Source organism: Acidimangrovimonas pyrenivorans, from assembly GCF_042643245.1.
Taxonomy (GTDB): domain Bacteria; phylum Pseudomonadota; class Alphaproteobacteria; order Rhodobacterales; family Rhodobacteraceae; genus Acidimangrovimonas; species Acidimangrovimonas pyrenivorans.
In genome coordinates this window covers 31,137-57,683 of the sequence record NZ_JBHRSK010000008.1, presented here as the reverse complement: position 1 = coordinate 57,683, position 26,547 = coordinate 31,137, and the positions used below count along the sequence as shown (strand labels likewise).

25 protein-coding genes are annotated in these 26,547 nt (G+C 69.2%); 4 read left to right on the top strand and 21 right to left on the bottom strand.

The features are described from left to right. Positions 1 to 8: 8 nt before the first annotated feature. Positions 9 to 1,007: a P1 family peptidase gene (locus ACFOES_RS12545; protein WP_377833634.1), complete on the top strand. Its 999-nt coding sequence runs from the start codon at positions 9 to 11 to the stop codon at positions 1,005 to 1,007. Between the two features lie 6 nt (positions 1,008 to 1,013). On the opposite strand, the gene ACFOES_RS12540 is transcribed toward ACFOES_RS12545, so the two are convergent. Continuing rightward, complete coding sequence (locus ACFOES_RS12540; protein ID WP_377833633.1) at positions 1,014 to 1,814, bottom strand: alpha/beta hydrolase; 801 nt, start codon at positions 1,812 to 1,814, stop codon at positions 1,014 to 1,016. Between the two features lie 124 nt (positions 1,815 to 1,938). Here ACFOES_RS12540 and ACFOES_RS12535 point away from each other — a divergent pair, with 124 nt between their 5' ends. Further along, positions 1,939 to 3,417 (top strand): NAD-dependent succinate-semialdehyde dehydrogenase, encoded by a 1,479-nt coding sequence (locus ACFOES_RS12535; RefSeq protein WP_377833632.1) that lies wholly within the window; start codon positions 1,939 to 1,941, stop codon positions 3,415 to 3,417. A 68-nt stretch (positions 3,418 to 3,485) separates the two neighbouring features. Here the strand turns inward: ACFOES_RS12535 and ACFOES_RS12530 are convergent, their stop codons facing one another. Further along, a complete protein-coding gene (locus ACFOES_RS12530; protein WP_377833631.1) occupies positions 3,486 to 7,976 on the bottom strand; it encodes a S8 family serine peptidase in 4,491 nt (1,496 codons plus the stop codon). A 150-nt stretch (positions 7,977 to 8,126) separates the two neighbouring features. Continuing rightward, a complete protein-coding gene (locus ACFOES_RS12525; protein ID WP_377833630.1) occupies positions 8,127 to 8,267 on the bottom strand; it encodes a hypothetical protein in 141 nt (46 codons plus the stop codon). 122 nt (positions 8,268 to 8,389) lie between these two features. Between ACFOES_RS12525 and ACFOES_RS12520 the strand changes: the two genes are divergently transcribed. Both ACFOES_RS12520 and ACFOES_RS12515 read left to right on the top strand, forming a co-directional pair. Then, positions 8,390 to 8,854 (top strand): MarR family winged helix-turn-helix transcriptional regulator, encoded by a 465-nt coding sequence (locus ACFOES_RS12520; RefSeq protein ID WP_377833629.1) that lies wholly within the window; start codon positions 8,390 to 8,392, stop codon positions 8,852 to 8,854. Between the two features lie 181 nt (positions 8,855 to 9,035). After that, the gene (locus tag ACFOES_RS12515; RefSeq protein ID WP_377833628.1) at positions 9,036 to 9,845 is read left to right on the top strand and encodes a division plane positioning ATPase MipZ; all 810 of its coding nucleotides are present in this window, start codon (positions 9,036 to 9,038) and stop codon (positions 9,843 to 9,845) included. 281 nt (positions 9,846 to 10,126) lie between these two features. On the opposite strand, the gene ACFOES_RS12510 is transcribed toward ACFOES_RS12515, so the two are convergent. From ACFOES_RS12510 to ACFOES_RS12425, 18 genes are all read right to left on the bottom strand, one after another. Further along, on the bottom strand, positions 10,127 to 10,543 hold the full coding sequence (locus ACFOES_RS12510) for an acyl-CoA thioesterase (protein WP_377833627.1): 417 nt from the start codon (positions 10,541 to 10,543) through the stop codon (positions 10,127 to 10,129). Then, positions 10,540 to 11,379: a tryptophan 2,3-dioxygenase gene (gene kynA, locus ACFOES_RS12505; RefSeq protein ID WP_377833626.1), complete on the bottom strand. Its 840-nt coding sequence runs from the start codon at positions 11,377 to 11,379 to the stop codon at positions 10,540 to 10,542. Before kynA ends, ACFOES_RS12510 begins: the two co-directional genes overlap by 4 nt. Next, on the bottom strand, positions 11,376 to 13,001 hold the full coding sequence (locus tag ACFOES_RS12500) for an AMP-binding protein (protein ID WP_377833625.1): 1,626 nt from the start codon (positions 12,999 to 13,001) through the stop codon (positions 11,376 to 11,378). The genes kynA and ACFOES_RS12500 overlap by 4 nt, the downstream gene beginning before the upstream one ends. 34 nt (positions 13,002 to 13,035) lie before the next feature. After that, positions 13,036 to 13,443 carry a RidA family protein gene (locus ACFOES_RS12495; RefSeq protein ID WP_377833624.1) on the bottom strand — a complete coding sequence of 136 codons (408 nt, stop codon included), beginning with the start codon at positions 13,441 to 13,443 and terminating at the stop codon, positions 13,036 to 13,038. Then, entirely contained in the window at positions 13,440 to 14,591 is a 1,152-nt protein-coding gene (locus ACFOES_RS12490; protein ID WP_377833744.1) for an acyl-CoA dehydrogenase family protein, read from the bottom strand. The genes ACFOES_RS12495 and ACFOES_RS12490 overlap by 4 nt, the downstream gene beginning before the upstream one ends. A 60-nt stretch (positions 14,592 to 14,651) precedes the next feature. Beyond that, the gene (locus ACFOES_RS12485) at positions 14,652 to 15,464 is read right to left on the bottom strand and encodes an enoyl-CoA hydratase family protein (protein WP_377833623.1); all 813 of its coding nucleotides are present in this window, start codon (positions 15,462 to 15,464) and stop codon (positions 14,652 to 14,654) included. Further along, positions 15,461 to 15,913, bottom strand: coding sequence for a MarR family winged helix-turn-helix transcriptional regulator (locus ACFOES_RS12480; RefSeq protein WP_377833622.1), 453 nt, complete (start codon positions 15,911 to 15,913; stop codon positions 15,461 to 15,463). The genes ACFOES_RS12485 and ACFOES_RS12480 overlap by 4 nt, the downstream gene beginning before the upstream one ends. After that, positions 15,910 to 16,632 (bottom strand): SDR family NAD(P)-dependent oxidoreductase, encoded by a 723-nt coding sequence (locus tag ACFOES_RS12475; RefSeq protein WP_377833621.1) that lies wholly within the window; start codon positions 16,630 to 16,632, stop codon positions 15,910 to 15,912. The genes ACFOES_RS12480 and ACFOES_RS12475 overlap by 4 nt, the downstream gene beginning before the upstream one ends. Continuing rightward, positions 16,632 to 18,914 carry a bifunctional salicylyl-CoA 5-hydroxylase/oxidoreductase gene (locus ACFOES_RS12470; protein WP_377833620.1) on the bottom strand — a complete coding sequence of 761 codons (2,283 nt, stop codon included), beginning with the start codon at positions 18,912 to 18,914 and terminating at the stop codon, positions 16,632 to 16,634. The genes ACFOES_RS12475 and ACFOES_RS12470 overlap by 1 nt, the downstream gene beginning before the upstream one ends. A 247-nt stretch (positions 18,915 to 19,161) precedes the next feature. Beyond that, positions 19,162 to 20,040 carry an alpha/beta hydrolase gene (locus ACFOES_RS12465; RefSeq protein WP_377833619.1) on the bottom strand — a complete coding sequence of 293 codons (879 nt, stop codon included), beginning with the start codon at positions 20,038 to 20,040 and terminating at the stop codon, positions 19,162 to 19,164. After that, positions 20,037 to 20,489, bottom strand: coding sequence for a CoxG family protein (locus tag ACFOES_RS12460; protein ID WP_377833618.1), 453 nt, complete (start codon positions 20,487 to 20,489; stop codon positions 20,037 to 20,039). Before ACFOES_RS12460 ends, ACFOES_RS12465 begins: the two co-directional genes overlap by 4 nt. A 19-nt stretch (positions 20,490 to 20,508) precedes the next feature. Further along, the gene (locus tag ACFOES_RS12455) at positions 20,509 to 21,315 is read right to left on the bottom strand and encodes an aspartate dehydrogenase (protein ID WP_377833617.1); all 807 of its coding nucleotides are present in this window, start codon (positions 21,313 to 21,315) and stop codon (positions 20,509 to 20,511) included. Then, on the bottom strand, positions 21,302 to 22,003 hold the full coding sequence (locus ACFOES_RS12450) for an ABC transporter ATP-binding protein (protein WP_377833616.1): 702 nt from the start codon (positions 22,001 to 22,003) through the stop codon (positions 21,302 to 21,304). Before ACFOES_RS12450 ends, ACFOES_RS12455 begins: the two co-directional genes overlap by 14 nt. Beyond that, positions 21,997 to 22,761, bottom strand: coding sequence for an ABC transporter ATP-binding protein (locus ACFOES_RS12445; protein ID WP_377833615.1), 765 nt, complete (start codon positions 22,759 to 22,761; stop codon positions 21,997 to 21,999). The genes ACFOES_RS12450 and ACFOES_RS12445 overlap by 7 nt, the downstream gene beginning before the upstream one ends. Beyond that, positions 22,758 to 23,723: a branched-chain amino acid ABC transporter permease gene (locus tag ACFOES_RS12440; protein WP_377833614.1), complete on the bottom strand. Its 966-nt coding sequence runs from the start codon at positions 23,721 to 23,723 to the stop codon at positions 22,758 to 22,760. The genes ACFOES_RS12445 and ACFOES_RS12440 overlap by 4 nt, the downstream gene beginning before the upstream one ends. A gap of 2 nt (positions 23,724 to 23,725) precedes the next feature. Further along, positions 23,726 to 24,652 (bottom strand): branched-chain amino acid ABC transporter permease, encoded by a 927-nt coding sequence (locus tag ACFOES_RS12435; RefSeq protein ID WP_377833613.1) that lies wholly within the window; start codon positions 24,650 to 24,652, stop codon positions 23,726 to 23,728. 77 nt (positions 24,653 to 24,729) lie between these two features. Further along, positions 24,730 to 25,893, bottom strand: coding sequence for an ABC transporter substrate-binding protein (locus ACFOES_RS12430; RefSeq protein WP_377833612.1), 1,164 nt, complete (start codon positions 25,891 to 25,893; stop codon positions 24,730 to 24,732). Positions 25,894 to 25,985: 92 nt separating this feature from the next. After that, positions 25,986 to 26,534, bottom strand: a complete 549-nt coding sequence (locus ACFOES_RS12425; protein ID WP_377833611.1) for a 3-hydroxyanthranilate 3,4-dioxygenase — start codon at positions 26,532 to 26,534, stop codon at positions 25,986 to 25,988. Between the last annotated feature and the right edge of the window lie 13 nt (positions 26,535 to 26,547).

The window sequence follows — 26,547 nt, the reverse complement described above, 5'->3', positions numbered from 1 at the left end:
AAGACGGGATGCGACCGGGACCGCGCAACCTGATCACCGATGTCGCCGGGCTGACCGTCGGCAATGCCGAGGATGCAGGGATCAAGACCGGCGCCACGGTGCTGCTGGGCGAGAAACCCTTCACCGCCGCCGTCCATGTCATGGGCGGGGCGCCGGGCACGCGCGAGAGCGACCTGCTGGCGCCCGACAAGCTGGTGCAGGAGGTCGACGCGCTGGTGCTGTCGGGCGGCTCGGCCTTCGGGCTCGATGCCGCCTCGGGCGTGGCCGACGGGCTGCGGGCGGCCGGGCGCGGCTTTGCCGTCGGCGACCAGCGGGTGCCGATCGTGCCCGGGGCGATCCTGTTCGACCTGCTCAACGGCGGCGACAAGGACTGGGCCGAGAATCCCTACAAGCGGCTGGGGCGAGAGGCGCTGGCGGCGGCGGGCGAGGCCTTCGGCCTCGGCTCGGCCGGGGCCGGTTACGGCGCGACGACCGGGACGCTGAAAGGCGGGCTCGGCTCGGCCTCGGCGGTGCTGGAGAACGGGATCACGGTCGGCGCGCTGGTGGCGGTGAACGCGCTCGGCTCGGTGACGGTGGGCGACGGGCCGCAATTCTGGGCGGCGCCCTGGGAACTGGACGGCGAATTCGGCGGGCTCGGCGTGGCGACCGAGACGCCGGCAACGGCGGAGCCGGCCCCCTACAAGCGGATGGGCGAGGCGACCACCATCGCCATCGTTGCCACCGACGCGGCGCTGAGCCAGGCCCAGGCGCAACGGCTGGCGACCGCCGCCCATGACGGCATGGCGCGGGCGATCGTGCCCAGCCACACGCCCTTCGACGGCGACCTGGTCTTTGCCGCAGCCACCGGGGCCCGCGCCCTGCCCGACCCGGTCGCCGATCCGTTCGGGCTGGGCCATGCCGCCGCCAGTTGCCTGGCCCGCGCCATCGCCCGCGCCGTCCATGCCGCGACGCCGCTGGCGGACGACCCGCAGCCGGCCTGGGCCGCGCGCTTCGCCGGCACGGATTAGCCGCGCTTACAGCCCGCCGATCAACAGCTCGGTCAGCGCGCTGCCGGGGCGGGCGAGGTCGTCGATGACGTTGAAGTGATGCAGCCCCGGGGCGACATGCCAGGGGCAATCCCATTCCTCGGACAGCAGCCGCGCCTGCCACAGGAAGGACGGCCGCTCCTGCCCGCCGACCCAGACCGACACATCGCAGCCCTTGCGACGCTCCAGCAGGGCCGGGCTTTCGGCCCGCGCTTCGGCCGCGTCGAGCTTCAGGTCGTCGTTCATCGCCGTCTCCATCAGCGGCCGCAGGTCGGCCAGCGGCGAGATCGGCACGACATGGGCGATGCGGGCGGCGACATCCCCGGGCAGCGGCGCGTCGGCGCAGGCCATCCGGGCCGAGAGGTGACCGCCGGCGGAATGGCCGGTGACGACGATCGGCCCGGCCACTTCTTTCGCCGCGGCGGCAGTGGCGGCGGCGACCTCGCGCGTCATCTGAGAGATCCGCGCCGCCGGTGCCAGGGTATAAGCCGGCATGGCGCAGGCCCAGCCGCGCGCCACCGCGCCCGCGGCGAGGTGGGACCAGTCGCGCGGGCCGAATTTCAGCCAGTAACCGCCATGGATAAAGACCATCACCCCGCGCGGCGGGGCCTCGGGCAGGAACAGGTCGAACCAGTGCCGCTCACCGTCGCCATAGCGCGCGCCCAACCGCGCCCGCGCGCCCAGTTCGTCCCGGAACTCGGCCGCCGCTGCCTGCCAGCGCGGGGGGTAGTCCGCCGCGCCCTCGATGAAATCGCCGTTGGCATAGGCCCTGTCCATTTCCGCGCTCATCGGTATCTCCTTGTCCGTCGCCCTGCCAGCCTTAGCTGGACATTCGGCCCCGCGCCATGCTTTGTCTGACGCAAAGAACACCGGCGCCACGGAACGGTGGCGCGACAGCCTTTGGGAGGTATCCATGCTCGACTCCAACACCGACCTGCGCGCGCTTCTGAAAGACCCCTCGCTGCTGGCCACCCAGGCCTATGTCGCCGGCGACTGGGTCGATGCCGATGACGGCGCCACCTTCGAGGTCAGGAACCCCGCCCGGGGCGACGTGATCTGCACCGTGCCGAACCTCGGCCGGGCCGAGACCGCGCGCGCCATCGCCGCCGGCCAGGCGGCGCAGAAGGACTGGGCCGGCCGCACCGCCAAGGAGCGCGCCCAGATCCTGCGCAAGTGGTTCGACCTGATGATGGCGAACCAGGACGACCTGGCCCGCATCCTGACCGCCGAAATGGGCAAGCCCTTCGCCGAGGCCAAGGGCGAGATCGCCTATGGCGCCTCGTTCATCGAGTGGTTCGGCGAGGAGGCCAAGCGGATCTACGGCGAGACCATCCCCGGCCACCAGCCCGACAAACGGCTGACGGTGATCAAGCAGCCGATCGGCGTCGTCGGCTCGATCACGCCGTGGAACTTCCCCAACGCGATGATCACCCGCAAATGCGGCCCGGCCCTGGCCGCCGGCTGCGCCTTCGTCGCCAAGCCGGCCGAGGACACGCCGCTCTCGGCCCTCGCGCTGGCGGTGCTGGGCGAGCGGGCCGGCCTGCCCAAGGGCATCTTCAGCGTCGTCACCTCGGCCAGGTCGTCCGAGATCGGCAAGGAGTTCTGCGAGAACCCGATCGTCCGCAAGCTGACCTTCACCGGCTCGACCGAGGTCGGCCGCATCCTGCTGCGCCAGGCCGCCGACCAGGTGATGAAATGCTCGATGGAGCTGGGCGGCAACGCGCCGTTCATCGTCTTCGACGACGCCGATCTGGATGCGGCGGTCGCCGGCGCGATGGCGTCGAAATTCCGCAACAACGGCCAGACCTGCGTCTGCGCCAACCGGATCTACGTCCAGGCCGGGGTCTATGACGCCTTCGCCAAGAAACTGGCCGCGGCGGTCGAGGCGCTGAAGGTCGGCGACGGGCTGGAAGAGGGCACCGAGACCGGGCCGCTGATCAATGCCGATGCCGTCGCCAAGGTCGAGGAGCATATCTCGGACGCGCTGGCCGGCGGCGGCCAGATCGTCACCGGCGGCCACCGCCACGAACTCGGCGGCACCTTCTTCGAGCCGACCGTCGTCACCGGCGTGACCCAGGAGATGAAGGTCTCGACCGAGGAGACCTTCGGCCCGCTGGCACCGCTGTTCAAGTTCGAGACCGAGGAAGAGGTGATCGAGAAGGCCAACGCGACGATCTTCGGCCTCGCCTCCTATTTCTACGCCCGCGATATCGGCCGCGTCACCCGCGTCCAGGAGGCGCTGGAATACGGCATCGTCGGCGTCAACACCGGCATCATCTCGACCGAGGTCGCACCCTTCGGCGGCGTCAAGCAGTCGGGCCTGGGCCGCGAGGGCTCGCGCCACGGGATCGAGGATTACCTCGAGATGAAATACATCTGCCTGTCGGTCTGATCCCGGCATAGCAGGAAGTCACAGACGCCGCCCGCAGCCGGGCGGCGTTTTGCTTTGCCGGCACCCCGTCAGAGAATGACCAGCGCCGCCTCCAGCCCGGCCAGTTCGGCGACGCCGGCAAGGGTCAGCACGTCGCCGTCGCCGAAATCGAAGACCACGTCGTCGCCAGTATCGCTGGCGAAGGTCGAGACGACCTGCTGGGCGGTCAGCGTGCCGGTCCACAGCCCCGCCCCCAGTCGCAGCACGTCGGCGGTCCCGGCGAAGTCGGTCACCGTGTCGGCGCCGTAGCCGGGTTTGAAGACGAAGCTGTCGGCCCCGGCGCCGCCGGTCAGCCGGTCGGCGCCCAGCCCGCCGTCCAGCGTGTCCGCCCCGGCGCCACCGCCCAGCGTGTCGGCGCCGCGCTCGCCCCACAGCGCGTCATTGTCGAGCCGACCGAAGATCAGGTCGTTGCCGGCACGGCCGCGGAAGGTATCGTCGCCGCCGCCGCCCTGGATCGTGTCGTTGCCATCGCCGCCGAAGACGGTGTCGCGTCCCAGAACGCCGCCCTGGCCGGTGTCGCTGAACAGGTCGTCGCCGTCGCCGAGATAGGCCAGGTCGCGCCCGTCGCCGCCGATCACCGTGTCGTTACCGCCGGCGCCGTCCAGCGTGTCGGCCCCGCCGCCGCCGCTCAGCCGGTCATTGCCGAGGCGGCCCAGCAGCCGGTCGGCCCCGGTCATGCCGTTGAAATCGTCGTCACCGCCGCCGCCGTTGACGGTGTCGTCGCCATCCCCGGCCCAGACCGTGTCGCGCCCCAGCACGCCGGCCTGGCTGTTGTCGCGGAACAGGTCGTCGCCGTCGCCGAGATAGGCCAGGTCGCGCCCGTCGCCGCCCAGCACCGTGTCCCGGCCGTCTCCGGCGACGATGGTGTCGAAGCCACCCGCGCCGAGCAGCGAGTCGTCTCCCTCCCCGCCGATCAGCCGGTCGGCCCCGGCGCGGCCCAACAGCTGGTCGTCGCCGCGCGCACCGTCGAGCCGGTTGGCCGTGTCATTGCCGAACAGGATGTCGTCGGATTCGCCGCCGATCGCGTTCTCGATCACCGTGCCCGCCGCCAGCGCCAGCGGCCGGGCGCCGATCATGCTGTCCAGCGTGCCCGAAAGGTCGAGCAGCACCGGCAGCGACAGCGCCGCGGCATTGATCTCGTCGGTGCCGACAGCGTCGGACAGGGTGAAGCGGCCCGGCGCCTCCTGCGGCCCGAAATCGGAGAAGGCGTCGGTATAGACATAGGTATCGTTGTCGACCGCGCCGCGCCCGGTCAGGGTCAGGGTCCAGTCGGCGTCATAGGCGGTGCCGTAGAAACCGGTTTCGTAATTGCGCAGCACCAGCGTCCAGTCGCCCGCCGCCCGTTCGCCGCGGAAGCCGGTGGCGGTGAAGACCCAGTCGTCGGGGATGAATCTGGCCTCGGTCAGGCTGGCCCGGCTGGTCAGCGGCACCAGCGTGCCGGCCGGCGAGCGCAGGAAGAATTCCTGCGTGTAGGTGCTGGTCAGCCCGTCGGGATGGATCGAGTGGTCGAACCAGCGTTCGGTGACGCCGTGCAGCGTCACCTCGGCATGATCGACCACGATGTCGCCGCCATCGGGATGGGTGGCCGGATCGAAGGTCCGGCTGTCCTCGGCCGTGCTGTCCGGCTCGGCGAAGACCATCGCCCCGTCATCGGCCAGCACCCGGGTCTGCAGGTTCGCCGCCGTCTGCTGCCTGTGCCAGGTCTCGGCCAGCCGCACCGCCGCCATCGCGTCGATCCGGCCGAATCCGTATTGCTCGTTCCAATGCAGCCCGCCGCCGTTCCAGTCATCGGCGCCGTTGACCTGCCAGCCGGGATCGAGAGCGTCGGTCATCCGCGCGCTGTAGGCGAGGATCTGCTGGACGTCGCGATAACCGAGATTCGGATTGGCCTCGAGCATCAGCGCCACCACGCCCGATACCACCGGCGTCGCCAGCGACGACCCGGTCAGGATCGCGTGGTCGGCATCGGTCGCGCCGCTGCCGTCGGAATAGCCGGCCGGGCCGGGCAGGTCGGCGGTGGGCATGTCGGCGCCCGAGGCCGAGATCAGCAGCGACGCCCCCGGCGCGCCATAGGCCGTCTGGCCGTACTGGTCGAGCGGGTTGACCGCGATCCCCTGCCGGGCCGAACCGACATATTGGTACTCCATCCGGTCGGTCGAGCCGGGCGCGTTGTTGTAGGTGGCGAAGACGCTGATGCCGCCCAGGCCGCCGCGCGCGTCCTCGGCGTATGTCTCCAGCCCGGCCCGCATCGGCCGGTAATCCTCGAACAGCCCGCCCTTCGAGAAGGCCGGCGTGGTCCAACTGTTGTTGACGATATCGGCATCGCCCGCCGGATCGGTCTGCCACAGCGCGAAGAACTCGTGGTCGAAGCTGATATTGTCGCTGAAGAACCACTTCGAGAACTCGGCCCCGGGCGCGACGCCGACAACGCCGCCGTCATCATGCCCGGCCAGCAGCACCGAGGCGACGGCGACGCCATGCGCCTCGGTCCCCGCCGCGGCGATGTTGTTCAGGTAGGCGCCGGCGATCTCGGGATTGGTGGCATCGAAATTCCCTACCTCGTTGAGCGCGACATGGACACCCGAGCCGGTGTAATCGGGCCAGACGCCGCGGATCTGGTCGCGCATCACGTGCCAGGAGCTGTCGAAGAAATCGTCCGTCAGCGGTTGGCGGAAGGTGACATAGGCGGTCCCGGCGCTGACCCGGTCGCTGGCATCGGCGGTGCGGTAGTGCAGCGCGATCGTCTGGTCGCCCGGCCCGGCCGGGAGCAGCGTCCAGCTCAGATCGGCATTGCGCACCAGCTGTCCGGCCGAGGCGGTGATGCCCTTCATGAACAGCGGCCCGCCCTCGGGATCGGAATCGTTCGCCAGCAGGCTGCCGGACGAGAAGGTGAAGGAGTTCTTGGTGGTCAGGAAGGTGTCGTCGGTGGTCACCGGCGCCAGCCCGTTCGGCCCGTCGCCCTCGACATAGGTCGTCGGCAGGCCGGTGGCATCGTAGTTCAGGCTGTAGACCTTGTCGCGGAAGCGCAGCACCTCGACGCCGCGCAGCAGGTCGAAGCCCTCGTCGCCGAATTCCCAGTCGTCGCGCCAGTCGGTATCGGCCACCTGCCAGCCGGTCGGCGTGGCGGTGATGGTGAAGCCCGACGCGCTCTGGCGGTAGATCGCGACATCGCGCCCGGCGCCGCCGACGATGGTGTCCGAGCCGGGCCCGCCGGTCAGCACGTCAGCGCCGGGGCCGCCGCGCAACACGTCCTCGCCCGCCTCGCCGTCCAGCGCCACCGGATCGGTGCCGCTGGTGGTCAGCAGGTCGTTGCCCGAGCCGGAGGTGACGAATTCCACCCCCGCCGCACCGGCATCGAAGACCACCCGGTCGGCGGTGGCGAAGCGCGCGCTGTCCAGCCCGGCGCCGCCCTGGATCACGGTATCGGCGAAGGCGGTGACGAAAGTGTCGGCCCGGCCCCAGCCGCGCAGGGTGACGCCGGCATGCAGCGCCAGCAGCAGGTCGTTGCCGCCGCCGCCAACGATTGTCTGGCCGGCGGCACTGCTGGACTGCATCCTGTCATAGCCCTCGGACAGGTGGGTCTGGTTCACCTCGCCCACCGTGGCGTCGATCCCCTCGACGCCCATCACCCGGTCGGTGCTGGGCTTCATGATGCCGATATCGGTGGCGATCGGCAGGCCGAGATCACCCAGCACGAAGGCGGTGATGCCGCTGGCCGAGACCGGCGCCATGGTCAGCGCCCCGGCCTCGTCATAGCCGCCGACCAGCATCAGCTTGCCGAAATCCGCGTCCGCCGCGTCGACCCGGCCGTCGCCGTTGCTGTCGAAACCGGCCAGCGCGTCGAAGGCGTTCCAGTATTCCAGCCCGCCGAAATGGCGCGACAGGAACTCGCTGCCCGGGTCGATGGCGCCGTCGCCGTCCAGATCGGCGGCCAGGACATATTCGTTGGCGCTCAGCCCCGAGGTGATGTCGATCCGGCCGTCGCCATCGGCATCCCAGCTTTTCGCCCCGTCCATCTGCAGCGGGTCGCTCGTGGTGCTGATCACCGCCGCCAGGGCCCCGCTGCCGCCGCCGGTATCGACGACGATCCCCTCCTGCTTGTGCGACGAGATCGCGCCACCGCCGCCGGCGAGGCTGCGGTCGATGCTGTCATTGACCTGCTTCAGCGCGTTGCCGACCGAATCGTAATACTTGACCGCGTCGAAGCCGGCGAGGCCGGACAGATCCGAGGTCAGCCGCACCCAGAAGGCCATCTTGGGCCCCATGATCCAGGGCACGGCCGACAACGCGTCGCCGCTCAGCTTGCGCATCGTCTCGGTCATCTTCGTCGACTGCTCGACGATGTCACGGATCACCTTTTCGACCTTGGGATCGCGATAGCCGCCGATCCGCTGATCGTCGTCCTCGCCGTCGTGTACCCGGTCCTCGGTGTAGTCGTTGACGTGATCGACCGGTTCGCCCGTTCCCTCGACCGCCGGCGCGGCCCAGGATTCGCTCAGAACCCAACGCAGGTCATCCATGGCCCTTCCCCCCAATGCCTTGTCCCCGCGGCCCCGGGGGGCGACGGGGGAAATAATGGACAGCTGACCACAGAAGCCCCGGCGGCGCCTTGATGGGGGTCAAGCGGGGCCGGAGCACATGGTCGCGGGGCTGCGGCGGCGTGGAACGGATCATGCCGGGCCGTCGGGGCAGGGCCGCAAGAGCGCGCCGCGCACCGCGCCCCGTTCGGCGTCGTTGAGGATGACGATCGGGGCGGGCAGCTCCAGCGCCTCGGCGACGACGGAACCGGATGCCGGCTCCTGCCTCGGCATTGCCGCCACGCGGCCGGAGAGGCGCGATCCGTCCTCTATCTTGTCCCCGACCAAAGCGGCTATACGGCGGGGGTGATGCTCATGGTCGGCGGCGGCATGAACACCTGACGAGCGAGGACCCGATGGCAAAGAATGATGCAAAAGGCAGGACGGGGCGCGAGATCGATCTCGGGCCGCTCGACGGCTTCATCGGCTTCAACCTGCGCAACGCCCAGGAATCCGCGTTCCGGGCCTTCGCCCGCCATGTCGGCGCCGAGGGGCTAAAGCCCGGCCGCTTCGCCGCGCTGATGGTGATCCAGCACAATCCCGGCCTGACCCAGATGGACCTGGCCCGCGCCATCGCCCGCGACAAGTCGACGGTGACGCCGCTGATCCAGGACCTGCAGCGCCGCGGCCTGATCGAGCGCAAGCCCTCGACCGTCGACCGCCGCAGCATGACCCTGCGGCTGACCGCGGCGGGCGAGGCGACGCTGGCCCAGATGCTGGGCCACGCGCAGGAACATGACCGCAAGCTGGACGAGATCGTCGGCGACCACAAGGCGCTGTTCCTCGACCTGCTCAAGCGGGTGGCGACCGAGATCTCCTGACCTCGATCGCCCAGGCTCCGCGCTCCGGGCAGGCCCGAGGCCATCCGTTGTCGCCGCGCGACGCCGGCCGGGGATTTTGACGGGCCCTCTTGCGTGCTTCGCTTCCAAAGAGTAGCCCCACCACATATGGTCATGGCGCGCCGGGATCGGCGCGTCTTTGGTATCGGGCAGGGGCAGGACCGTGGCGCATATCATCGTTGTCGGCAATGAAAAGGGCGGTTCGGGCAAATCGACCACCTGCATGCACGTGGCCTCGGCGCTGGTCCGGATGGGGCATCGCGTCGGCGGGCTCGATCTCGACCTGCGCCAGCGCAGCTTCGGCCGCTATGTCGAGAACCGCCGCGCCTATTGCGAAAACAACGGCATCGCGCTGCCGATCCCTGACTACCGCGAGCTGCCCGAGATCGACCGCAACCAGATCGGCCCGGACGAGAATATCTACGACCACCGGCTGTCGGCCGCGGTCGCCGCGCTGGAGCCGGAATCCGATTTCATCATCATCGATTGCCCCGGGTCGCATACCCGCCTGAGCCAAGTGGCGCATTCTCTGGCCGACACGCTGATCACGCCGCTGAACGACAGTTTCGTCGATTTCGACCTGCTGGCGCGGATCGACCCGCAGACCAACAAGGTGATGGGCCCGTCGATCTATGCCGAGATGGTGTGGAACGCGCGCCAGTTGCGGGCGCAGGCGGGGCTGAAGCCGATCGACTGGATCGTGCTGCGCAACCGTCTGGGCGCGCAGCAGATGCACAACAAGAAGAAGGTCGGCAAGGCGCTCGAAGACCTGTCGCGGCGGATCGGCTTCCGCGTCGCGCCGGGTTTTTCCGAGCGCGTCATCTTCCGCGAGCTGTTCCCGCGCGGGCTGACCCTGCTCGACCTGCGCGACGTCGGGGTCGAGAACCTCAACCTGTCCAACATCGCCGCCCGTCAGGAAGTCCGCGACCTGCTCAACGAGCTGCGCCTGCCCGGCGTGACCGTCGATTTCTGAACAGCGCGAAGGTCCGGCAGACCCGGCACGAGCCAGCCTCTGTCAGTTGCTGCAACCGCTGCTCGAACGGGTCGTCCTTGGGCGCCTGTCCCAGCCCGAAGCGGCTCAGCAGATAGCGTCCGATATTCATGTATCCTGCCCTTTCCCGGCGTGTTTCCTGCCTTGGGAACAACCTGCGTGTGCAAGCGGGCCGAAATGCGGCGCAACGATGTGGCTATTCCGGCAATGCCGGGTCGCCCGTCAACAATCCGTTTCCGATTTGACGCCAATCTGCCAGCGGCTCACCCGGCGGTCCGCTCGCGCTCGAGCGCGCTGCGCAAGGCCTCGGGCCAGGGCCGCGGCCGGCCATCGGCCAGCGCGACGAAGACCAGGGTCGAGCGCATCTCGAGCCGCCGCTCGGCGCCGCAGTCGGCGGTGAAGCACAGCCCGACGCTGCTCCGCCCCAGGCGCTCGGGCCACAGCGTGAAGAGCAGGTCATCGCCCAGCCGGCTAGGCGCGGAGAAGGTGATCTCCAGCCCCGCCGTCGGCACCCCCGCCGCCACCTCGCCATGCAGCCGGGCGAAGGAATGCCCCAGGCGCTGCTCGAACCAGGCCTCGACGGTGGCGTTCAGCATCTCGAAATAGCGCGGGTAGAAGACGATCCCGGCCGGGTCGCAATGCTGGAACAGCACCTTCTGCGGATAGGCGAAGCCCGTCACAGCCCGGTCCGGACGTGCCACAGCTCGGGGAACAGCTCGGTTTCCAGCATCCGCTTGAGATAGCTGACGCCGATCGTCCCGCCGGTGCCGCGCTTGAAGCCGATGACGCGCTCGACCGTGGTGACGTGGTTGAAACGCCAGCGGCGGAAATAGTCCTCGAAATCGACCAGCTTCTCGGCCAGGTCGTAGAGCGCCCAATGCGCCTGCGGATCACGATAGACCTGCGCCCAGGCGGCCTCGACCGCCGCGTTGTTCTGCCAGGGCTGCGCCGGATCGCGCTCCAGCACCTCCTGCGGCACCGCCAGCCCGGCCCGCGCCGCCGCCGCCAGCGCGACATCGTAAAGCGAGGGGCGGTGTAGTTCCTCTTCCAGCAGCACCTTGATCTCGGGCCGGTGGGCATGGGGCCGGATCATCGCCGGGTTGCGGTTGCCGACCATGAACTCGATCAGCCGGTACTGCCAGGACTGGAAGCCCGAGGATTGCCCCAGCGCCTCGCGGAAGGTGGTGTAGTCGGACGGCGTCATCGTCCGCAGCACGTCCCAGGCGCTGTTGAGCTGCTCGAAGATCCGGGCGACGCGGGCCAGTGTCTTGAAGGCGGGGGCGAAATCATCCCGCCCGATGGCGTCGCGGGCGGCGTTGAGCTCGTGGATCGCCAGCCGCATCCACAGTTCCGAGGTCTGGTGCTGGACGATGAACAGCATCTCGTCATGGGCGTCCGACAGCGGCGTCTGCGCCGTCAGGATGCTGTCGAGCTGCAGGTAGTCGCCATAGGACATGCGGCCGTCGAAGGTCATCTGGGCGCCTTCGGCGGCGGGATCGTAGGGAGTGTTGGTCATGCGCTCTCTCTCAGACGGAAACGCTGGATCTTGCCCGACTCGGTTTTCGGCAGGGCCTTGGTGAAGACGATCCGGCGCGGATACTTGTAGGGCGCGATAACCGCCTTGACGTGATCCTGCAACGTCTTGACCGTCAGCGCCTCCGCCGCGACGCCCTCGGCCAGCACGACATGCGCCTCGACGATCTCGCCCCGCGCTTCGTCCGGCGCCCCGATCACCGCGCATTCCAGCACGTGCTCATGGGCCAGCAGCGCCGCCTCGACCTCGGGCCCGGCGATGTTGTAGCCGGCGCTGACGATCATGTCGTCGCTGCGGGCGGCGAAGTGGAAATAGCCCGCCGCGTCCTGGAAGAAGCTGTCGCCGGTCAGGTTCCAGCCGTGCTTGACATAGACCCGCTGGCGCGCGTCGGCGAGGTAGCGGCAGCCGGTCGGCCCGCGCACCGCCAGCCGCCCGACCTCGCCGCGCGGCATCTCGTTGCCGTCGTCATCGACGATCTTGGCCTCGTAGCCGGCGACCGGCCGGCCGGTGCAGGCCGGGTGGCTGTCGCCGAAGCGGTTGGTGATGAAGATGTGCAGCATCTCGGTGGCGCCGATCCCGTCTAGCATCGGCTTGCCGGTCTTCGCCATCCACTCCTCGTAGACCGGCGCCGGCAGGGTCTCGCCGGCCGAGACCGCGGCGCGCAGGCTGGACAGGTCGGCGCCCTCGTCCATCGCCTTGAGCATGACGCGATAGGCGGTGGGCGCGGTGAAGCAGACCGTGGCGCGATATTTCTGGATGATCTCGATCATGTTCGGCGGCGTCGCGGCTTCGAGCAGCGCCGCCGAGGCGCCGAAGCGCAGCGGGAAGACGGCCAGCCCGCCCAGCCCGAAGGTGAAGGCAAGCGGCGGCGAGCCGACGAAGACGTCCTCGGGCGTGACGTTCAGCACCTCCTTGGCGTAGCCGTCGGCGATGATCAGGATGTCGCGGTGGAAATGCATCGTCGCCTTGGGTTCGCCGGTCGTGCCCGAGGTGAAGCCCAGCAGAGCCACGTCGTCGCGCCCGGTCTCGACCGCGTCGAAGGCGACCGGCTTGTCCAGCGCCGCCCGGTCGAGCTCGGCATCGTGATTGGCGGTGCCGTCGAAGCCGACCACGGTTTCCAGGAACGCCGAGCCCTTGGCGCAGGCGATCATCTCGTCCATCAGCCGCGTGTCGCAAAGGGCGTGGCTGACCTCGGCCTTGTCGACGATCTTCGACAGCTCGCCGGCGCGCAGCAGCGGCATGGTGTTGACCGCCACCGCCCCCGCCTTCATCACCGCCAGCCAGCAGGCCACCATCGCCGGGTTGTTGGCCGAGCGGATCAGCACCCGGTTGCCCGGCTCGAGCCCGTAATCCTCGACCAGCGCATGGGCGATGCGGTTCGACCAGTCGGCCAGCTCCTTGTAGGTCCGCCGCCGGCCGTTGCCGATCAGCGCGGTGCGGTCGCCGAAGCCGCGTGCCACCATGGCGTCGGTCAGCTCGACCCCGGCATTGAGCCGCTCGGGGTATTCGAACCCGTCCAGCAGCAGGTCGGGCCATTCCGCCGCCGGCGGCAGCCGGTCGCGGGTGAAGCTGTCGACATGCGCCGAGGCTCCCAGATTGATCATCGCGTCTCCTCCCCTTGCGCGTGAAAACCGGCGCCTAGCCGTGTGGCACCACCGCCGTCGCCTCGATCTCGACCTTGGCCCGGTCCTCGACCAGGGCGGCCACCTGGATCAGCGCCATGGCCGGGAAATGCCGGCCGATCACCGCGCGGTAGACCGCGCCCAGCTCGCGCAGCCGGCCAAGGTATTCGTGCTTGTCGGTGACGTACCAGGTCAGCCGCACCAGATGCTCGGGCCCGGCGCCGCCCTCGGCCAGCACGGCGACGATGTTGCGCAGGGTCTGCTCGGTCTGGCCGATGAAATCGTCGGTCTCGAATTCCTGCTGGCCGTTCCAGCCGATCAGCCCGCCGCAGAAGATCATCCGCCCCTCGGCGGCGATGCCGTTGGCGTAGCCGACGGCCGGCTTCCAGTTCCTCGGATGCAGCATCTCGTGCACGGTGGTCATGCCTTCGCCCCTTCTGCCAGCGCCGCCCGGGCGATGATGACTTTCTGCACGTCGCTCGCGCCCTCGTAGATCCGCAGCGCGCGGATCTCGCGATAGAGGCTCTCGACGATGAATCCCTTGCGCACGCCGTCACCGCCATGCAGCTGGACGGCGGCGTCGATCACCCGCTGCGCCGCCTCGGTGGCGTGCAGCTTGGCCATCGCCGCCTCGCGGCTGACCCGCGCCGCGCCCCTGTCCTTGGTCCAGGCGGCGCGGTAGATCAGCAGCGCCGAGGCGTCGACATCCAGCGCCATGTCGGCCAGGTGGCCCTGCACCATCTGCAGCTCGCTCAGCGGCGCACCGCCGACCTGGCGCGCCTGCACCCGCTCCAGCGCCTCGTCCAGCGCCCGGCGGGCAAAGCCCAGCGCCGCCGCGCCGACGGTCGAGCGGAAGACATCGAGCACCGACATCGCGATCTTGAAGCCTTCGCCCGGCGCGCCGATCATCGCGCTGGCCGGCAGTTCGACATCATTGAAGCGCAGATGGGCCAGCGGGTGCGGCGCCACCACGTCGATGCGCTCGACCACCGCGAGGCCGGGCGTGTCGGCGGGCATCAGGAAGGCCGAGAGCCCCTTGGCCCCCGGTGCCTCGCCGGTGCGGGCGAAGACGACGTAGAGATCGGCGATGCCGCCGTTCGAGATATAGGTCTTCTCGCCATTGAGGACGTAGCCGTCACCGCGCCGCGCGGCCGTGGTCGCGGTATTGGCGACATCCGAGCCCGAATCCGGCTCGGTCAGGGCGAAGGCCGAAACCGCCTTGCCGGCCCGCGTCTGCGCCAGCCATTCCCGCTGCTCCGGCGTGCCGAACAGGCTGACGGCGCCCATGCCCAGGCCCTGCATGGCGAAGGCGAAATCGGCCAGCCCGTCATGCCGCGCCAACGTCTCGCGGATCAGGCACAGGCTGCGCACGTCGAGTTTCTCGCCTTCGCCGGCGCCCGAATGCGTCAGCCAGCCATCCGCGCCCAGCGCCGCCACCAGCCCGCGGCAGGCGGCATCGACATCGCCGTGATCCGCCGGCAGATGCGCCGCGCACCACGCGTCCAGCGCCGAAGCCAGCTCCCGGTGCCGGTCCTCGAAAAACGGCCAGTCGAGGAAACTCCGATCCGCCATGCCTTTGCCTTTCATCTTCACTGAAATATCCCGGGGGTCCGGGGGCAGCGCCCCCGGCCGTCAGTCCCCTTCGAACACCGGCTTCTCCTTCGCCACGAAGGCGCGGTAGGCGCGTTCGAAATCCCGGGTCTGCATGCAGATCGCCTGGGCCTGGGCCTCGGCTTCGATCGCCTGGTCCAGCCCCATGTTCCATTCCTGGTCGAGCTGGGTCTTGGTGATGCCATGGGCGAAGGTCGGCCCGGCCGCGATCCGCGCCGCCAGCTTGTGCGCCGCCGCCTCGAGCTCCTCGGCCGGGTGCAGCGCGTTGTGGAAGCCCCAGGCCAGGCCCTCCTCGGCGCTCATCGCCCGGCCGGTATAGAGCAGCTCCGCCGCCCGGCCCTGGCCGATGATCCGCGGCAGCATCGCGCAGGCGCCCATGTCGCAGCCTGCCAGCCCGACGCGGGTGAACAGGAAGGCGGTCTTCGCCTCGGGCGTCGCCAGCCGCAGGTCCGAGGCCATGGCGATGATCGCCCCGGCGCCGACGCAGACCCCGTCGATGGCCGAGATCACCGGCTTGCCGCAATGGATCATCGCCTTGACCAGGTCGCCGGTCATCCGGGTGAAGGCCAGCAGCTCGGTCATTTCCATGCCGACCAGCGGCCCGATGATCTCGTGCACGTCCCCGCCCGAGCAGAAGTTGCCGCCGTTCGAGGCGAAGACCACGACGTCGACGTCCGTCGCATAGGCCAGCGCGCGGAAGGTGTCGCGCAGCTCGGCATAGCTGTCGAAGGTCAGCGGGTTCTTGCGTTCGGGACGGTTGAGCCGGATCGTCGCGATCCGGTCGGTCACGTGCCACAGGAAATGGGTGGGCGTCAGCCCGGCCATCTGGGTCATGCGCTGTCTTTCCCCATGCGTTTGAGAATGTCGGTCAGGGTGTCGAGATCGGCCTCGCCGAGCCCGGCGAAGAGGGTGTTGACCTCGCGCTCGTGCTCTTCCGCCAGGGCTTCGAAGCTGTGCAGCCCGGCCTCGGTCAGCGCCACGATCACGGTGCGGCGGTCGTTCTCGGAGGGCCGGCGCTTGACCAGGCCGTCCTTTTCCAGCCGGTCGACCACCGCCGTCGCGTTGCCGTTCGAGACCAGCAGCATGCGCGACAGTTCCGACATCGTCGCGCCGTCGCGCCGACGGTAGAGCGCGGCCATGACGTCGAAGCGCGGCAGGGTGGTGTCGTGGTTGCGGCGCAGGAAGTCGCGCAGATGCGCCTCGGCACCGCGGGTGACGCCCAGCAGCCGGATCCAGGTCTTCAGCCGGCGCTTGGACAGCGGGTCGTTGGGCATGTCTCTCATATCTCTCCTCCCGAGACCGACAGGGCGTGACCGTTGACCATCGCCGCGCCTTCCGAGGCGAGGAACAGCACCGATGCCGCCACTTCCTCGGGCGTGATCAGCCGGCCCACCGGGTTGTCGGCGTAGAGCAACGCCATGGCCTCCTCGCGGGCGATGCCGCGACGCGCCATCAGCCCCTCGGCGGCGCGGTCGGCCATCGCGGTCGCGACGAAGCCGGGGCAGACCGCGTTGCAGGTGATGCCCTTCTTCGCCACCTCCTGCGCCACCGAGCGCACCAGCCCCAGCACGCCGTGCTTGGCGGCGGCATAGGCGGCGATATTGGCGCCGCCCTGCAGGCTGGCGGTCGAGCCGATGGCGATCAGGCGCCCGCCCTTGCCCATGCCGGGCAGGGCCGCGCGCAGGGTCAGGAAGACGCCGGTCAGGGTGACGGCCAGGGTGTCGTTCCACATCTCGAGCGTGGTATCGCCCAGCTTGCCCGCCTTGCCGCCGCCGGCATTGGCGACGACGACGTCGTAAGGCGCGTCGAACAGGGCGTTCACCTGTGCCTCGTCGGTCACGTCGCAGGCAAGACAGGTCATGCCGCGGCCGCCGTCGGTTTCCGCCAGCGCCTCGACGTTGCGGCCGCAGATCGTCACCGCCTCGCCCGCCTCGGCGAAGGCGCGGGCCACCGCCCGCCCGATCCCCGATCCGCCGCCCGTTACCAGCACCCGTCGCGCCATCATACCGCTCCTGTTTCCTTTGCCCGCTCTGCCAGCCGCCGCGCCTGATCGCGCCCGGCGAGGTAGGGCAGCGGCCATTCCGGCGCCTCATCGCCCAACTCAACCGCCGCGTGCAAGGCCCAGTAGGGATCGGCCAGATGCGGTCGGGCGAGGCAGACCAGGTCGGCCCGCCCGGCCATCAGGATCGAGTTGACGTGGTCGGGCTCGTAGATATTGCCCACCGCCATCGTCGCGATGCCGGCCTCGTTGCGGATCCGGTCCGAGAACGGGGTCTGGAACATCCGGCCGTAGACCGGCCTGGCGTCGGTCGAGGTCTGGCCGGCCGAGACGTCGATGATGTCGGCCCCGGCCTCGGTGAAGGCACGGGCGATCTCGACCGCCTCTTCCGGCGTCACGCCGTCGTCGCCGACCCAGTCATTGGCCGAGATCCGCACCGACATCGGCTTCTCTTCGGGCCACACCGCCCGCATCGCCCGGAACACCTCGAGCGGGTAGCGCAGCCGGTTCTCCAGGCTGCCGCCGTATTCGTCCGAACGGATGTTCGATTTCGGCGAGATGAAGGAAGACAGCAGGTAGCCATGGGCGGCATGGAGTTCGATCATGTCAAAGCCAGCGCGCTGCGCCATCTCGGCGGCGGCGGCAAATTGCCCCGTCACCCTGTCCATGTCGGCCCGGCCCATCGCCCTCGGCGCTGGGTTGGCGTCCGACCACGGGATCGCCGAGGCCGAGAGCGTCGGCCAGTTGCCCGCCTCGAGCGGCGCGTCCATCTTTTCCCAGCCCAGCTGGGTCGAGCCCTTGCGGCCGGAATGGCCGATCTGGCAGCAGATCCTGGCGCTGGTCTCGGCATGGACGAAACCGACCAGCCGGGCCCAGGCCGCCTCGTGCTCGGGCGCGTAGAGGCCAGGGCAGCCCGGGGTGATCCGGCCCTCGGGGCTGACGCAGGTCATCTCGGTATAGACCAGCCCGGCGCCGCCCTTGGCCCGCTCGGCATAGTGGACGAAATGCCAGTCGGTCGGGCAGCCGTCGACCGCCTTGTATTGCGCCATCGGCGAGACGACGACGCGGTTGGCCAGCGTCAGCGCGCGCAGCCGGAACGGCGCGAACATCGGCACATGGCCGGCATTGCCGCCGGCCTGGGCCTGGAACCAGTCCTCGGCGCTGCGCAGCCAGCCGGCATCGCGCAGGCGCAGGTTCTCGTGGCTGATCCGCTGGCTGCGGGTCAGCAGGGAGTAGGTGAACTGGATCGGCGACAGGTCGAGGTAACGCTCGACATCCTCGAACCACTCGGTCGAGTTGCGCGCCGCCGATTGCAGCCGCAGGACATCGACACGCCGTTCCTCCTGGTAGCGGGCGAAGGCGCTTTCCATATCGGAACCATCGTTCAGGTAATCCGCCAGCGCGATGGCGCTCTCCATCCCCAGCTTGGACCCCGAGCCGATCGAGAAATGCGCCGTCGCCGAGGCGTCCCCCAGCAGCACCACGTTCTTGTAATACCACTTTTCGCACAGCACCCGCGGGAAGGAGAGCCAGGCCGAGCCGCGGATGTGGTTGGCGTTCGACATCAGTTCGTGACCGCCAAGGTGGTCGGCGAAGAGGCGCTCGCAGGTGGCGATGCTCTCCTCCTTGGTCATCTGCTCGAAGCCGAAGGCGTCGTAGGTCTGCTGCGAGCATTCGACGATGAAGGTCGCGGTATCGGCGTCGAACTGGTAGGCATGGGCCCAGACCCAGCCATGCTCGGTCTGTTCGAAGATGAAGGTGAAGGCGTCGTCGAATTTCTGATGCGTGCCGAGCCAGACGAACTTGTTCTTGCGGACGTCGATCTCGGGCTTGAAATGCGCCGCCAGCTCGGTCCGCACGCGCGAATTCAGACCGTCGGCAGCGACCACGAGGTCATATTCCGCCATCGCCTCTTCGATCGCCCCCGCCTCGGTCTCGAACTGCAGGTCGACGCCAAGGTCGCGGGCGCGGGATTGCAGGTCGAGCAGCATCTGCTTGCGGCCGATGCCGCAGAAACCGTGGCCCGAGGAAACCGTGCGCTGGCCGCGATGGATCACCGCGACGTCGTCCCAATAGGCGAAATGCGAGCGGATCAGCGCCTCGCTCTCGGCGTCGTTGGCCGCCATGTTCGACAGCGTCTCGTCCGACAGCACCACGCCCCAGCCGAAGGTGTCATCGGCACGGTTGCGCTCGATCACCGTGACCTGATGTGCCGGATCGCGGCGCTTCATGCTGATCGCGAAATACAGCCCCGAGGGCCCGCCGCCGATCACCAGAACCTTCATTCCGAGTTCTCCCTTTTCAGGCACGTTCCGAGCACAGGTTGGCACTGCCGCAATTTTTCTTCAAGCTTAAAATTTCTAACTTGAAATGAAACCGTCCCCGCTGTCCGACGCGGCGGAGCCGGGCCGGGCCATGGCCTCGCTTCGAGCAGCGGGGCTTGCAGGGCGGCGAACCGACGGCGCGACGAAACAGGGCGGCGCCACTGGCACCGCCCCCATGCGTCAGCGTCCGTCGCCGCGGCTCGGCCGCTCACTCGGCGGCGATCATCTCCAGCAGCGCCCGCGACAGGGCGGTTTCGGCATCGGCGAGGTCGAGGATGACGTCGAAATGGTTGCGCGCCGGCACTTCCAGCCAGCGCGTCGGGATGCCGGCGGCGGTCAGCGCCCCGGCATAGGCCCGGCTCTGGCGGGTGAAGCCTGCCGCCTCCCCTGCCGCCAGCGCCACCGTCACCCGGCCGGCACGCGGCAGGTGGCGGATCGGGCTGTATTCGGCCACCTCTTCGGCGGTGAACCCCATCCAGTCCTGGACATGGCTGGCCGCGATCGGCGCCAGGTCGTAGAGGCCGCTGACCGGCAGCGCCCCGCACACCACGTCCTCGGGCAGGCCGTGATGCGCCTGCCAGCCGGGCGCCAGCAGGGTGCCGGCAAGATGCCCGCCGGCGGAGCTGCCGCCGACGAAGATGCGGTCGCGGTCGATCCCCTGCGCCGCCGCGTTGTGCCACAGCCAGGCCAGCGCGGCCCGCATCTCGCGCACGATCTCGGTGATCCCGACCGTCGGGGCGAGGCGATAGTCGGGCACGGCGCAGGCGATACCCTGCGCCGCCAGCATCGGCGCCATGAAGCCCGACTCGGCCTTCGATAGCGCGCGCCAGTAACCGCCATGGATGAACAGGAAGACGGGCCGCAACTCGCCCGGCACGGCGCCGTAGAGGTCGAGCGTCCGGTCGCCTTCGACGTCGTAGGGCAGATCGAGCCGCGTCCCCGGCAGCGCCCGCGCCGCCTCGGTCCCGCGGCGATACTCGGCCATGATGGCCTCGAACACCTCCGGCGTCACCGTCGCCCGCGCCGAGTAATCGGCGTCGAGCCGGGCGCGCGGCAGCGCCGCCTCCGTGGCCAACGCGGAGGTCATTGTTCCTCGGGCGGGGCGAACTCGGCCTCGAGCCGGTCGAAGAACTGCCCGGTGAGCTTCCTCGCCGTCGAATCGATCAGGCGCGAGCCGAGCTGGGCGATCTTGCCGCTGATCTGCACCCGCACCTCGTAGGCCAGCTCGGTGCCCTCCTCGACCTCGGTCAGGGTGACGTCGGCCGAGCCCTTGGCCTGCCCCGCGACCCCGGCCGAGCCCGAGCCCGACAGGGTGATGCTTTCCGGCTCGACCACGTTCTCGTAATGCACCGCGCCCTTGAACGAGGCTTTCACCGGCCCGATCTTGAGCACGATCTTGGCCGCCATCTCCTCATCCGACACCCGCTCGATCTCTTCGCAGCCGGGAATGCAGCGCTTGAGCACCTCGGGATCGTTGATGGCGTCCCACACCGCCTGGCGCGGGGCTGAGATCACCTGGCTGTTCTGCATGTCCATCGGGCGTTTCCTTTCCGGGTCAGATCCGCAGCGTGGCGGATTGGGTCTCGATCAGCCGCACGAGGCTCAGCGCCGTCATCGCGGACGACTTGGGATTGCCCTCAAGGGGCTGGTTTTCGATCCGCATGTCAAGCTTGCCGAAGGCCCCGCGCGCGACAATGCGATGGGCGTTGAGCACCGCCCCGGGATCGGCGGTCATCGCCACGCGGGTGCGGTCGAGCCCGAGACCGGCCAGCGCGGTGATGACGGTGACATTGGCATTCTGCGGGAAGGCCGCCCCGGCCTCGCGCGCCGATCCCTCGAAGAAGGTGACCGGGGCGGACAGGGTGTCGAGGTCGCAGAGCCGTTCCGCCGGGCTGCCGATCCAGGCCCGCGGCGGCTTGATGATCTCGTGGCGCACCGCATCAAGCGGCAGCAGCGCGGCAGCGGCCAGCGCGTCGATCCCGCCCAGCGCGCCCGGCGGCACGATCAGCTGGCCGCCCCGCGCCTCGGCCAGCGCCGTCAGCGCATCGAGCAGCCCCTCCTCGGTGAAAGCCGAGGTCGAGGAGACGGCGAAGCGGGCGCCGAGTTCCAGCGCGGCCCGGCCCCAGGGGCCGACACTGGCCCGGCCCGCCGCCTCGACCACCATGTCGGGCGCCAGCGCCGCCAGCTCTGACGGATCGCCGATCAGCCCCGCGCCAGCAGGCAGCCCTTCGCGTGGCGCCGAGGGATCGCGCACCGCGACGCCGGCCAGCGCCACGCCCGGCCGCCCGGCCAGCCGCCGCGCCACCTCCTGACCGATGGCGCCGAAGCCGACCAGCACCAGCCGCAGCTCAGAGCCCGACATAGCCATGCACCCGCGCCGCGTCGCGTTCCAGGTCGGCGGCATTGCCCGACCAGACCGTGCGCCCCTTCTCGATGATGTAGTGCCGGTCGGCCAGCCGCTTGAGCACGGCGAGGTTCTTGTCGATCAGCAGGATCGACTGGCCGGCCTGCTTGAGATGGGCGATGCAATGCCAGATCTCGGTGCGGATCACCGGCGCCAGCCCCTCGGTCGCCTCGTCGAGGATCAGCAGCCGCGGGTTGGTCATCAGCGCCCGGCCGACCGCCAGCATCTGCTGCTCGCCGCCCGACAGGGTGCCGGCGCTCTGCCCGGCGCGCTCCTTCAGCCGGGGAAACAGCTCGTAGACCGTTTCCAGCACCCACGGGTCGGGGCGGTGCAGCCGGTTGGCCGCCGTCGCCACCAGGTTCTCGCGCACGGTCAGCGAGGGGAAGACCTGCCGCCCCTCGGGCACCAGGCCGATGCCCAGCCGGGCGATGCGCTCGGGCGGCCGCCCCTGCACCTCCTGGCCGGAAAACGACACCCGCCCGGCGCGCGGGCTCACCAGCCCCATGATGCTGCGCACCGTCGTCGTCTTGCCCATGCCGTTGCGGCCCAGCAAGGTCACGACCTCGCCATCCTTCACCTGCAGCTCGACGTCATGCAGCACCTGGCTCGCCCCGTAGGCGGCCTGCAGGCCGGTCACGCTCAGCACAGCTCGTCCTCCCCGCCCAGATAGGCTTCGCGCACCTCTGCGTTGTCGCGGATTTCCTCGACGCTGCCGGTGGCGATGATCCGGCCATAGACCAGCACCGAGATCCGGTCGGCCAGCGCGAAGACGGCCTCCATGTCGTGCTCGACCAGCAGGATCGCGGTCTGGTCGCGCAGGCCGCGCAGCACCGTCACCATCTGCTGGCTTTCCACCGGCCCCAGCCCCGCCATCGGCTCGTCGAGCAGCATCAGCGCCGGCTCCAGCGCCAGCGCCATCACCAGTTCGAGCTGCTTGCGTTCGCCATGGCTGAGATCGGCCGAGGGCACCCCGGCGCGGTCCTCGAGCCCGGTCCCCGCCAGCAGCGCCTCGGCGCGGGCCTGCACGACGCGCCGGCCTTTCGCCCGGTCCCACAGCCGCAGGTTGCCGCCGGCATGGGCCTGCACCGCCAGCGCCACGCTTTCGCCGACGGTGCAATCGTCGAGCAGCGAAGTCACCTGGAAGGTCCGGCCCAGCCCCAGCGCCACCCTTGCATGGGTCGGCAGGTGGGTGACGTCGCGCCCCATCAGCCGGATCGTGCCGGCATCGGGCGCCAGCTCGCCGCAGAGCTGGTTGATCAGGGTCGACTTGCCGGCACCGTTCGGCCCGATCAGCGCGTGGATCTCGCCCGGCCGCAGATCCAGCGTCACCCCGTCGGTGGCCGTCAGCCCGCCGAAACGCTTCTCCAGCCCCTCGATCTGCAGGATCGGTCCGTTCGCGTTCATTTCCGCCTCCGCAGCAACGCGCTCACCCCGCCGCGGCTGAACATGACCACCGCCAGCAGCACGATGCCGACGCCGAGGTTCCAGTTCTCGGTCCAGCCCGCCAGCCAGGTCTCCAGCACCAGTAGCACGGCAGCGCCGATCAGCGGCCCGAACAGGGTGCCGGTGCCGCCGAGGATGACCATGATCATCAGCTCGCCCGAGCGGCTCCAATGCATCATGTCGGGGCTGACATAGCGCATCGCGTTGGCCATCAGCGCCCCGGCCAGTCCGACGCCCATGCCCGACAGGATGAAGGCGAACAGCTTGTAGCGATAGGTGGCGATGCCGAGCGCCTCCATCCGGCGCTCGTTCTGGCGGATGCCGGCGATCATCGCCCCGAAGGACGAATTCACCAGCCGGTGCAGCCCGGCGAAGAACAGCGCGGCGACGCCCAGCGTCAGGTAATACATCGTCTCGCGGTCGCGCAGGTTGAGACCGAAGAACTCGTTGGGGCGGCGGATCGAGAGCCCGTCCTCGCCGCCATAGGCCTTGAGCGAGACGAAGAGGAAGAACAGCATCTGCGCGAAGGCCAGCGTGATCATGATGAACTGCACCCCGCCGGTGCGCAGCGACAAGGCGCCGATCAGCGCCGCGAAGACGCCCGCGACCAGCACCGCCAGCGGCAGGGTGATCAGCAGCTGGTTGGTGCCGGGGATGACCCCCAGCAGCGGCGCGTCCGCGAACCAGTGCGAATAGAGGATGGCGACGACATAGCCGCCGATGCCAAAGAAGGCGGCGTGGCCGAAGGACACCATGCCGCCATAGCCGAGCGCGAAGTTCAGGCTGGCGGCGGCAATGCCGTAGATCAGGACCCGGGTGGCGATCTGGGTCGTCGCGGGCGCACCCAGCGCCCCGGCCATCTGCGGCAGCACGGCCAGCAGCGCCAGCGTCACCAGCGCGCCGATCAGGGGAAACGGACGCATGGTCAGAACCCTCCCTGCCCGGTGACCGGGAACAGCCCGCGCGGCCGCACCAGCAGCACCACGGCCATCAGCAGGTAGATGCCCATCGACGAGATGCCGAGGCCGAGCGCGTCGGCCTGGCTGATCGGCATCAGCCCGCGCAGCATCCCCGGCAGGAAGGCGCGCAGGCAGGTGTCGATGACGCCGAGCGAGATGCCGGCGACGAAGGCGCCGCGGATCGAGCCGACGCCGCCGATGACGACGACAACGAAGGCGGGCAGCAGGATGCGCTCGCCCATCCCGACCTGCACCGCAGAGATCGGCCCGGTCATGTAGCCCGCCAGCCCGGCCAGCAGCGCGCCCAGCCCGAAGACCAGCGTGTAGAGCCGGCGGATATCGACGCCCAGCGCCCGCACCATCTCGCGATTGGTGGCGCCGGCGCGCACCAGCATGCCGACCCGGGTGCGGTTGATCAGCAGGTAGAGCCCGCCGGCGACGATCAGCCCGGCGGCGATGATCAGCAGCCGGTACGTCGGGTAGAACAGGCCCGGCAGCAGCCCGACCGAGCCGGAGAAGGCCGCCGGCAGCGGGGTGAAGACCGGCTGGCGGCCGAACATCAGGGTGATGGCCTCGTTCGCCATCAGGATCAGCGCGAAGGTCGCCAGCACCTGGTCGAGGTGACTTCGAGTGTAGAGCCGGCGCACCACCGTCGCCTCGACGATGACGCCGGCAAGACCCGCGACCGCCAGCGCCGCCGGCAGCCCGAGCCAGAACGAGCCGGTCTCGGCCGCCACCCATGTCCCGGCATAGGCGCCGATCATGTAGAGCGAGCCATGGGCGAGGTTGATCACCCCCATGATGCCGAAGATCAGCGTCAACCCGGCGGCCAGCAGGAACAGCATCACGCCATACTGCAGCCCGTTCAGAATCTGTTCGAGAACGAGAATCATGCCCCTGCCCGATCGTTTCCGGCTTGTTTCTTCTTGGCTGCGGGCCGGTGCGTCACCGGCCCGCCTGCCGCGTCAGATCACATCTTGCACTGGCTGGCGTAGGGATCGCCGTAGTCGCTGAGGATCTTCTTCTGGGTCACCGCCGTCGGGGTGCCGTCGACATCCTCGATCTTGAGCAGATACCAGTCCTGCACCGGGTGCTGGTTCTGGCCGAAGGCGAACTTGCCGCGGACCGAGGCGAAATCGGCCTTGCGCAGCGCATCGCGGAAGGCGTCGGCATTGTCGGGGCTGCCGGCCTCCTTCAGCGCCGAGGCGATCAGCATCGCGGTGTCGTAGCCCTGGCTGGCATAGGTGGTGATGGGACGGTTGTATTTCTTGTCCCAGGCGGCGACGAAGGCCTTGTTGGCCGCGTTGTCGAAATCGCGGTTCCAGTGCGAGGTCACCTCGATCCCGACCGCGGCCTGGCCGACGGCCTTGAGGATCACCGCGTCCAGCGACGGTTCCGAAAGCACCATCGGGATCTTCCCGGTAAAGCCGGCCTGGCTGTATTGCTTGAGGAAGGCAATGCCCATGCCGCCCGGGTAGAACTCATAGACGACATCCGGGTTGGCGGCGCGGATCTGCGCCATGCCCGAGGCGAAATCGGTCTGGCCGAGCGGAGTATAGACCTCGCCGACGATCTCGCCCTTGAAGGTGCGCTTGAAGCCGGCGATGGCGTCCTTGCCGGCCTGGTAATTCGGCGCCATCACGAAGGCCGACTTGTAGCCCGCCGCAGTGGCAGCAACGCCCGCCGGCTCGTGCAGCGCGTCGTTCTGCCACGAGACAACGAAGTAGTTTTCCGAGCAGCCCTTGCCGGCCAGGGTCGAGGGCGCGGCGTTGGGGCTGATATAGAAGGCGCCGTTGTCGACGACCTCGGGCACCACGGCGTTGGCCACGTTCGAGAAGACGATGCCGGTCAGCAGCTTGATACCGTCGTTCTGCATGAACTTGTCGGCGATCTCGCGGCCCTTGCCGGGCTTGAGCCCGTCATCCTCGACCACCAGGTCGACCGGCACGCCGCCGAGCTTGCCGCCGCCCATCTCGATCGCCAGCTGCATCGCGTCGCGGATGTCCTGGCCAAGATAGCCGGCCGGGCCGGACAGCGTGGTGATCATGCCGATCTTCACCGCGTCCTGCGCGGCCGCCGGTTGGGCGAATGCAGCGGCCAGGGCGGCCGCGGCCAGAAATGTCCTTCTTTTCATAATATCTTCCTCTCCCGTGTTGGTTGCCGGTCTCCGGCTTTGTTCTTGTCCTCAGCATGAAATGACGGATTCGTTATTTCAAGCCTAAAATATTACAATTTCACCCAGCCCTCCGGCGGCTCCTTGCCCGGGTGCAGCGCACCGCATTCGGGGCAGGTGCGGGCCTTTTCGTCGGCATAGAAGGCGGCGTAGATCGGCGGCAGGTCGTCGACGATCGACTCGAGATCGATCTCGGCCCGGTGGACGCGGGCGTTGCATTCGAAGCAGTACCACTCGATCGCGTCCAGCGCGCCCTCGGGCCGCTCCGGTTCGATCACCAGCCCGATCGAGCCCTCCTGCGGCCGCTGCGGCGAGTGCCGTACATGGGGCGGCAGCAGGAAGATGTCGCCCTCGCGGATCGGCACGTCGTAGAACTCGCCGGTCTCGGTATCGTGGATCTTCAGCACCATGTCGCCCTTGAGCTGGTAGAAGAATTCCTCGACCGGGTCGTCGTGGTAGTCGGTGCGCTTGTTCGGCCCGCCAACCACGGTGACCATCAGCCCGGCGTCCTTCCAGATCTGCTGGTTGCCCACCGGCGGCTTGAGCAGGTGCCTGTGCTCGTCGATCCATTTCTGGAAGTTGAAGGCGGCCAGTCTCGACATCTTTCCCTCCTTT

Coding starts and splice junctions, on each gene's coding strand:
- ACFOES_RS12445 (WP_377833615.1), bottom strand. CDS start 22,761: ATGAACGCGAACGGACCGATCCTGCAGATCGAGGGGCTGGAGAAGCGT.
- ACFOES_RS12525 (WP_377833630.1), bottom strand. CDS start 8,267: ATGCCGAGGCAGGAGCCGGCATCCGGTTCCGTCGTCGCCGAGGCGCTG.
- ACFOES_RS12480 (WP_377833622.1), bottom strand. CDS start 15,913: ATGAGAGACATGCCCAACGACCCGCTGTCCAAGCGCCGGCTGAAGACC.
- ACFOES_RS12430 (WP_377833612.1), bottom strand. CDS start 25,893: ATGAAAAGAAGGACATTTCTGGCCGCGGCCGCCCTGGCCGCTGCATTC.
- ACFOES_RS12520 (WP_377833629.1), top strand. CDS start 8,390: ATGGCAAAGAATGATGCAAAAGGCAGGACGGGGCGCGAGATCGATCTC.
- ACFOES_RS12495 (WP_377833624.1), bottom strand. CDS start 13,443: ATGACCACCGTGCACGAGATGCTGCATCCGAGGAACTGGAAGCCGGCC.
- ACFOES_RS12465 (WP_377833619.1), bottom strand. CDS start 20,040: ATGACCTCCGCGTTGGCCACGGAGGCGGCGCTGCCGCGCGCCCGGCTC.
- ACFOES_RS12435 (WP_377833613.1), bottom strand. CDS start 24,652: ATGATTCTCGTTCTCGAACAGATTCTGAACGGGCTGCAGTATGGCGTG.
- ACFOES_RS12485 (WP_377833623.1), bottom strand. CDS start 15,464: ATGACCCAGATGGCCGGGCTGACGCCCACCCATTTCCTGTGGCACGTG.
- ACFOES_RS12540 (WP_377833633.1), bottom strand. CDS start 1,814: ATGAGCGCGGAAATGGACAGGGCCTATGCCAACGGCGATTTCATCGAG.
- ACFOES_RS12530 (WP_377833631.1), bottom strand. CDS start 7,976: ATGGATGACCTGCGTTGGGTTCTGAGCGAATCCTGGGCCGCGCCGGCG.
- ACFOES_RS12490 (WP_377833744.1), bottom strand. CDS start 14,591: ATGGCGGATCGGAGTTTCCTCGACTGGCCGTTTTTCGAGGACCGGCAC.
- kynA (WP_377833626.1), bottom strand. CDS start 11,379: ATGACCAACACTCCCTACGATCCCGCCGCCGAAGGCGCCCAGATGACC.
- ACFOES_RS12535 (WP_377833632.1), top strand. CDS start 1,939: ATGCTCGACTCCAACACCGACCTGCGCGCGCTTCTGAAAGACCCCTCG.
- ACFOES_RS12545 (WP_377833634.1), top strand. CDS start 9: ATGCGACCGGGACCGCGCAACCTGATCACCGATGTCGCCGGGCTGACC.
- ACFOES_RS12500 (WP_377833625.1), bottom strand. CDS start 13,001: ATGATCAATCTGGGAGCCTCGGCGCATGTCGACAGCTTCACCCGCGAC.
- ACFOES_RS12470 (WP_377833620.1), bottom strand. CDS start 18,914: ATGAAGGTTCTGGTGATCGGCGGCGGGCCCTCGGGGCTGTATTTCGCG.
- ACFOES_RS12425 (WP_377833611.1), bottom strand. CDS start 26,534: ATGTCGAGACTGGCCGCCTTCAACTTCCAGAAATGGATCGACGAGCAC.
- ACFOES_RS12475 (WP_377833621.1), bottom strand. CDS start 16,632: ATGGCGCGACGGGTGCTGGTAACGGGCGGCGGATCGGGGATCGGGCGG.
- ACFOES_RS12455 (WP_377833617.1), bottom strand. CDS start 21,315: ATGTCGGGCTCTGAGCTGCGGCTGGTGCTGGTCGGCTTCGGCGCCATC.
- ACFOES_RS12440 (WP_377833614.1), bottom strand. CDS start 23,723: ATGCGTCCGTTTCCCCTGATCGGCGCGCTGGTGACGCTGGCGCTGCTG.
- ACFOES_RS12460 (WP_377833618.1), bottom strand. CDS start 20,489: ATGGACATGCAGAACAGCCAGGTGATCTCAGCCCCGCGCCAGGCGGTG.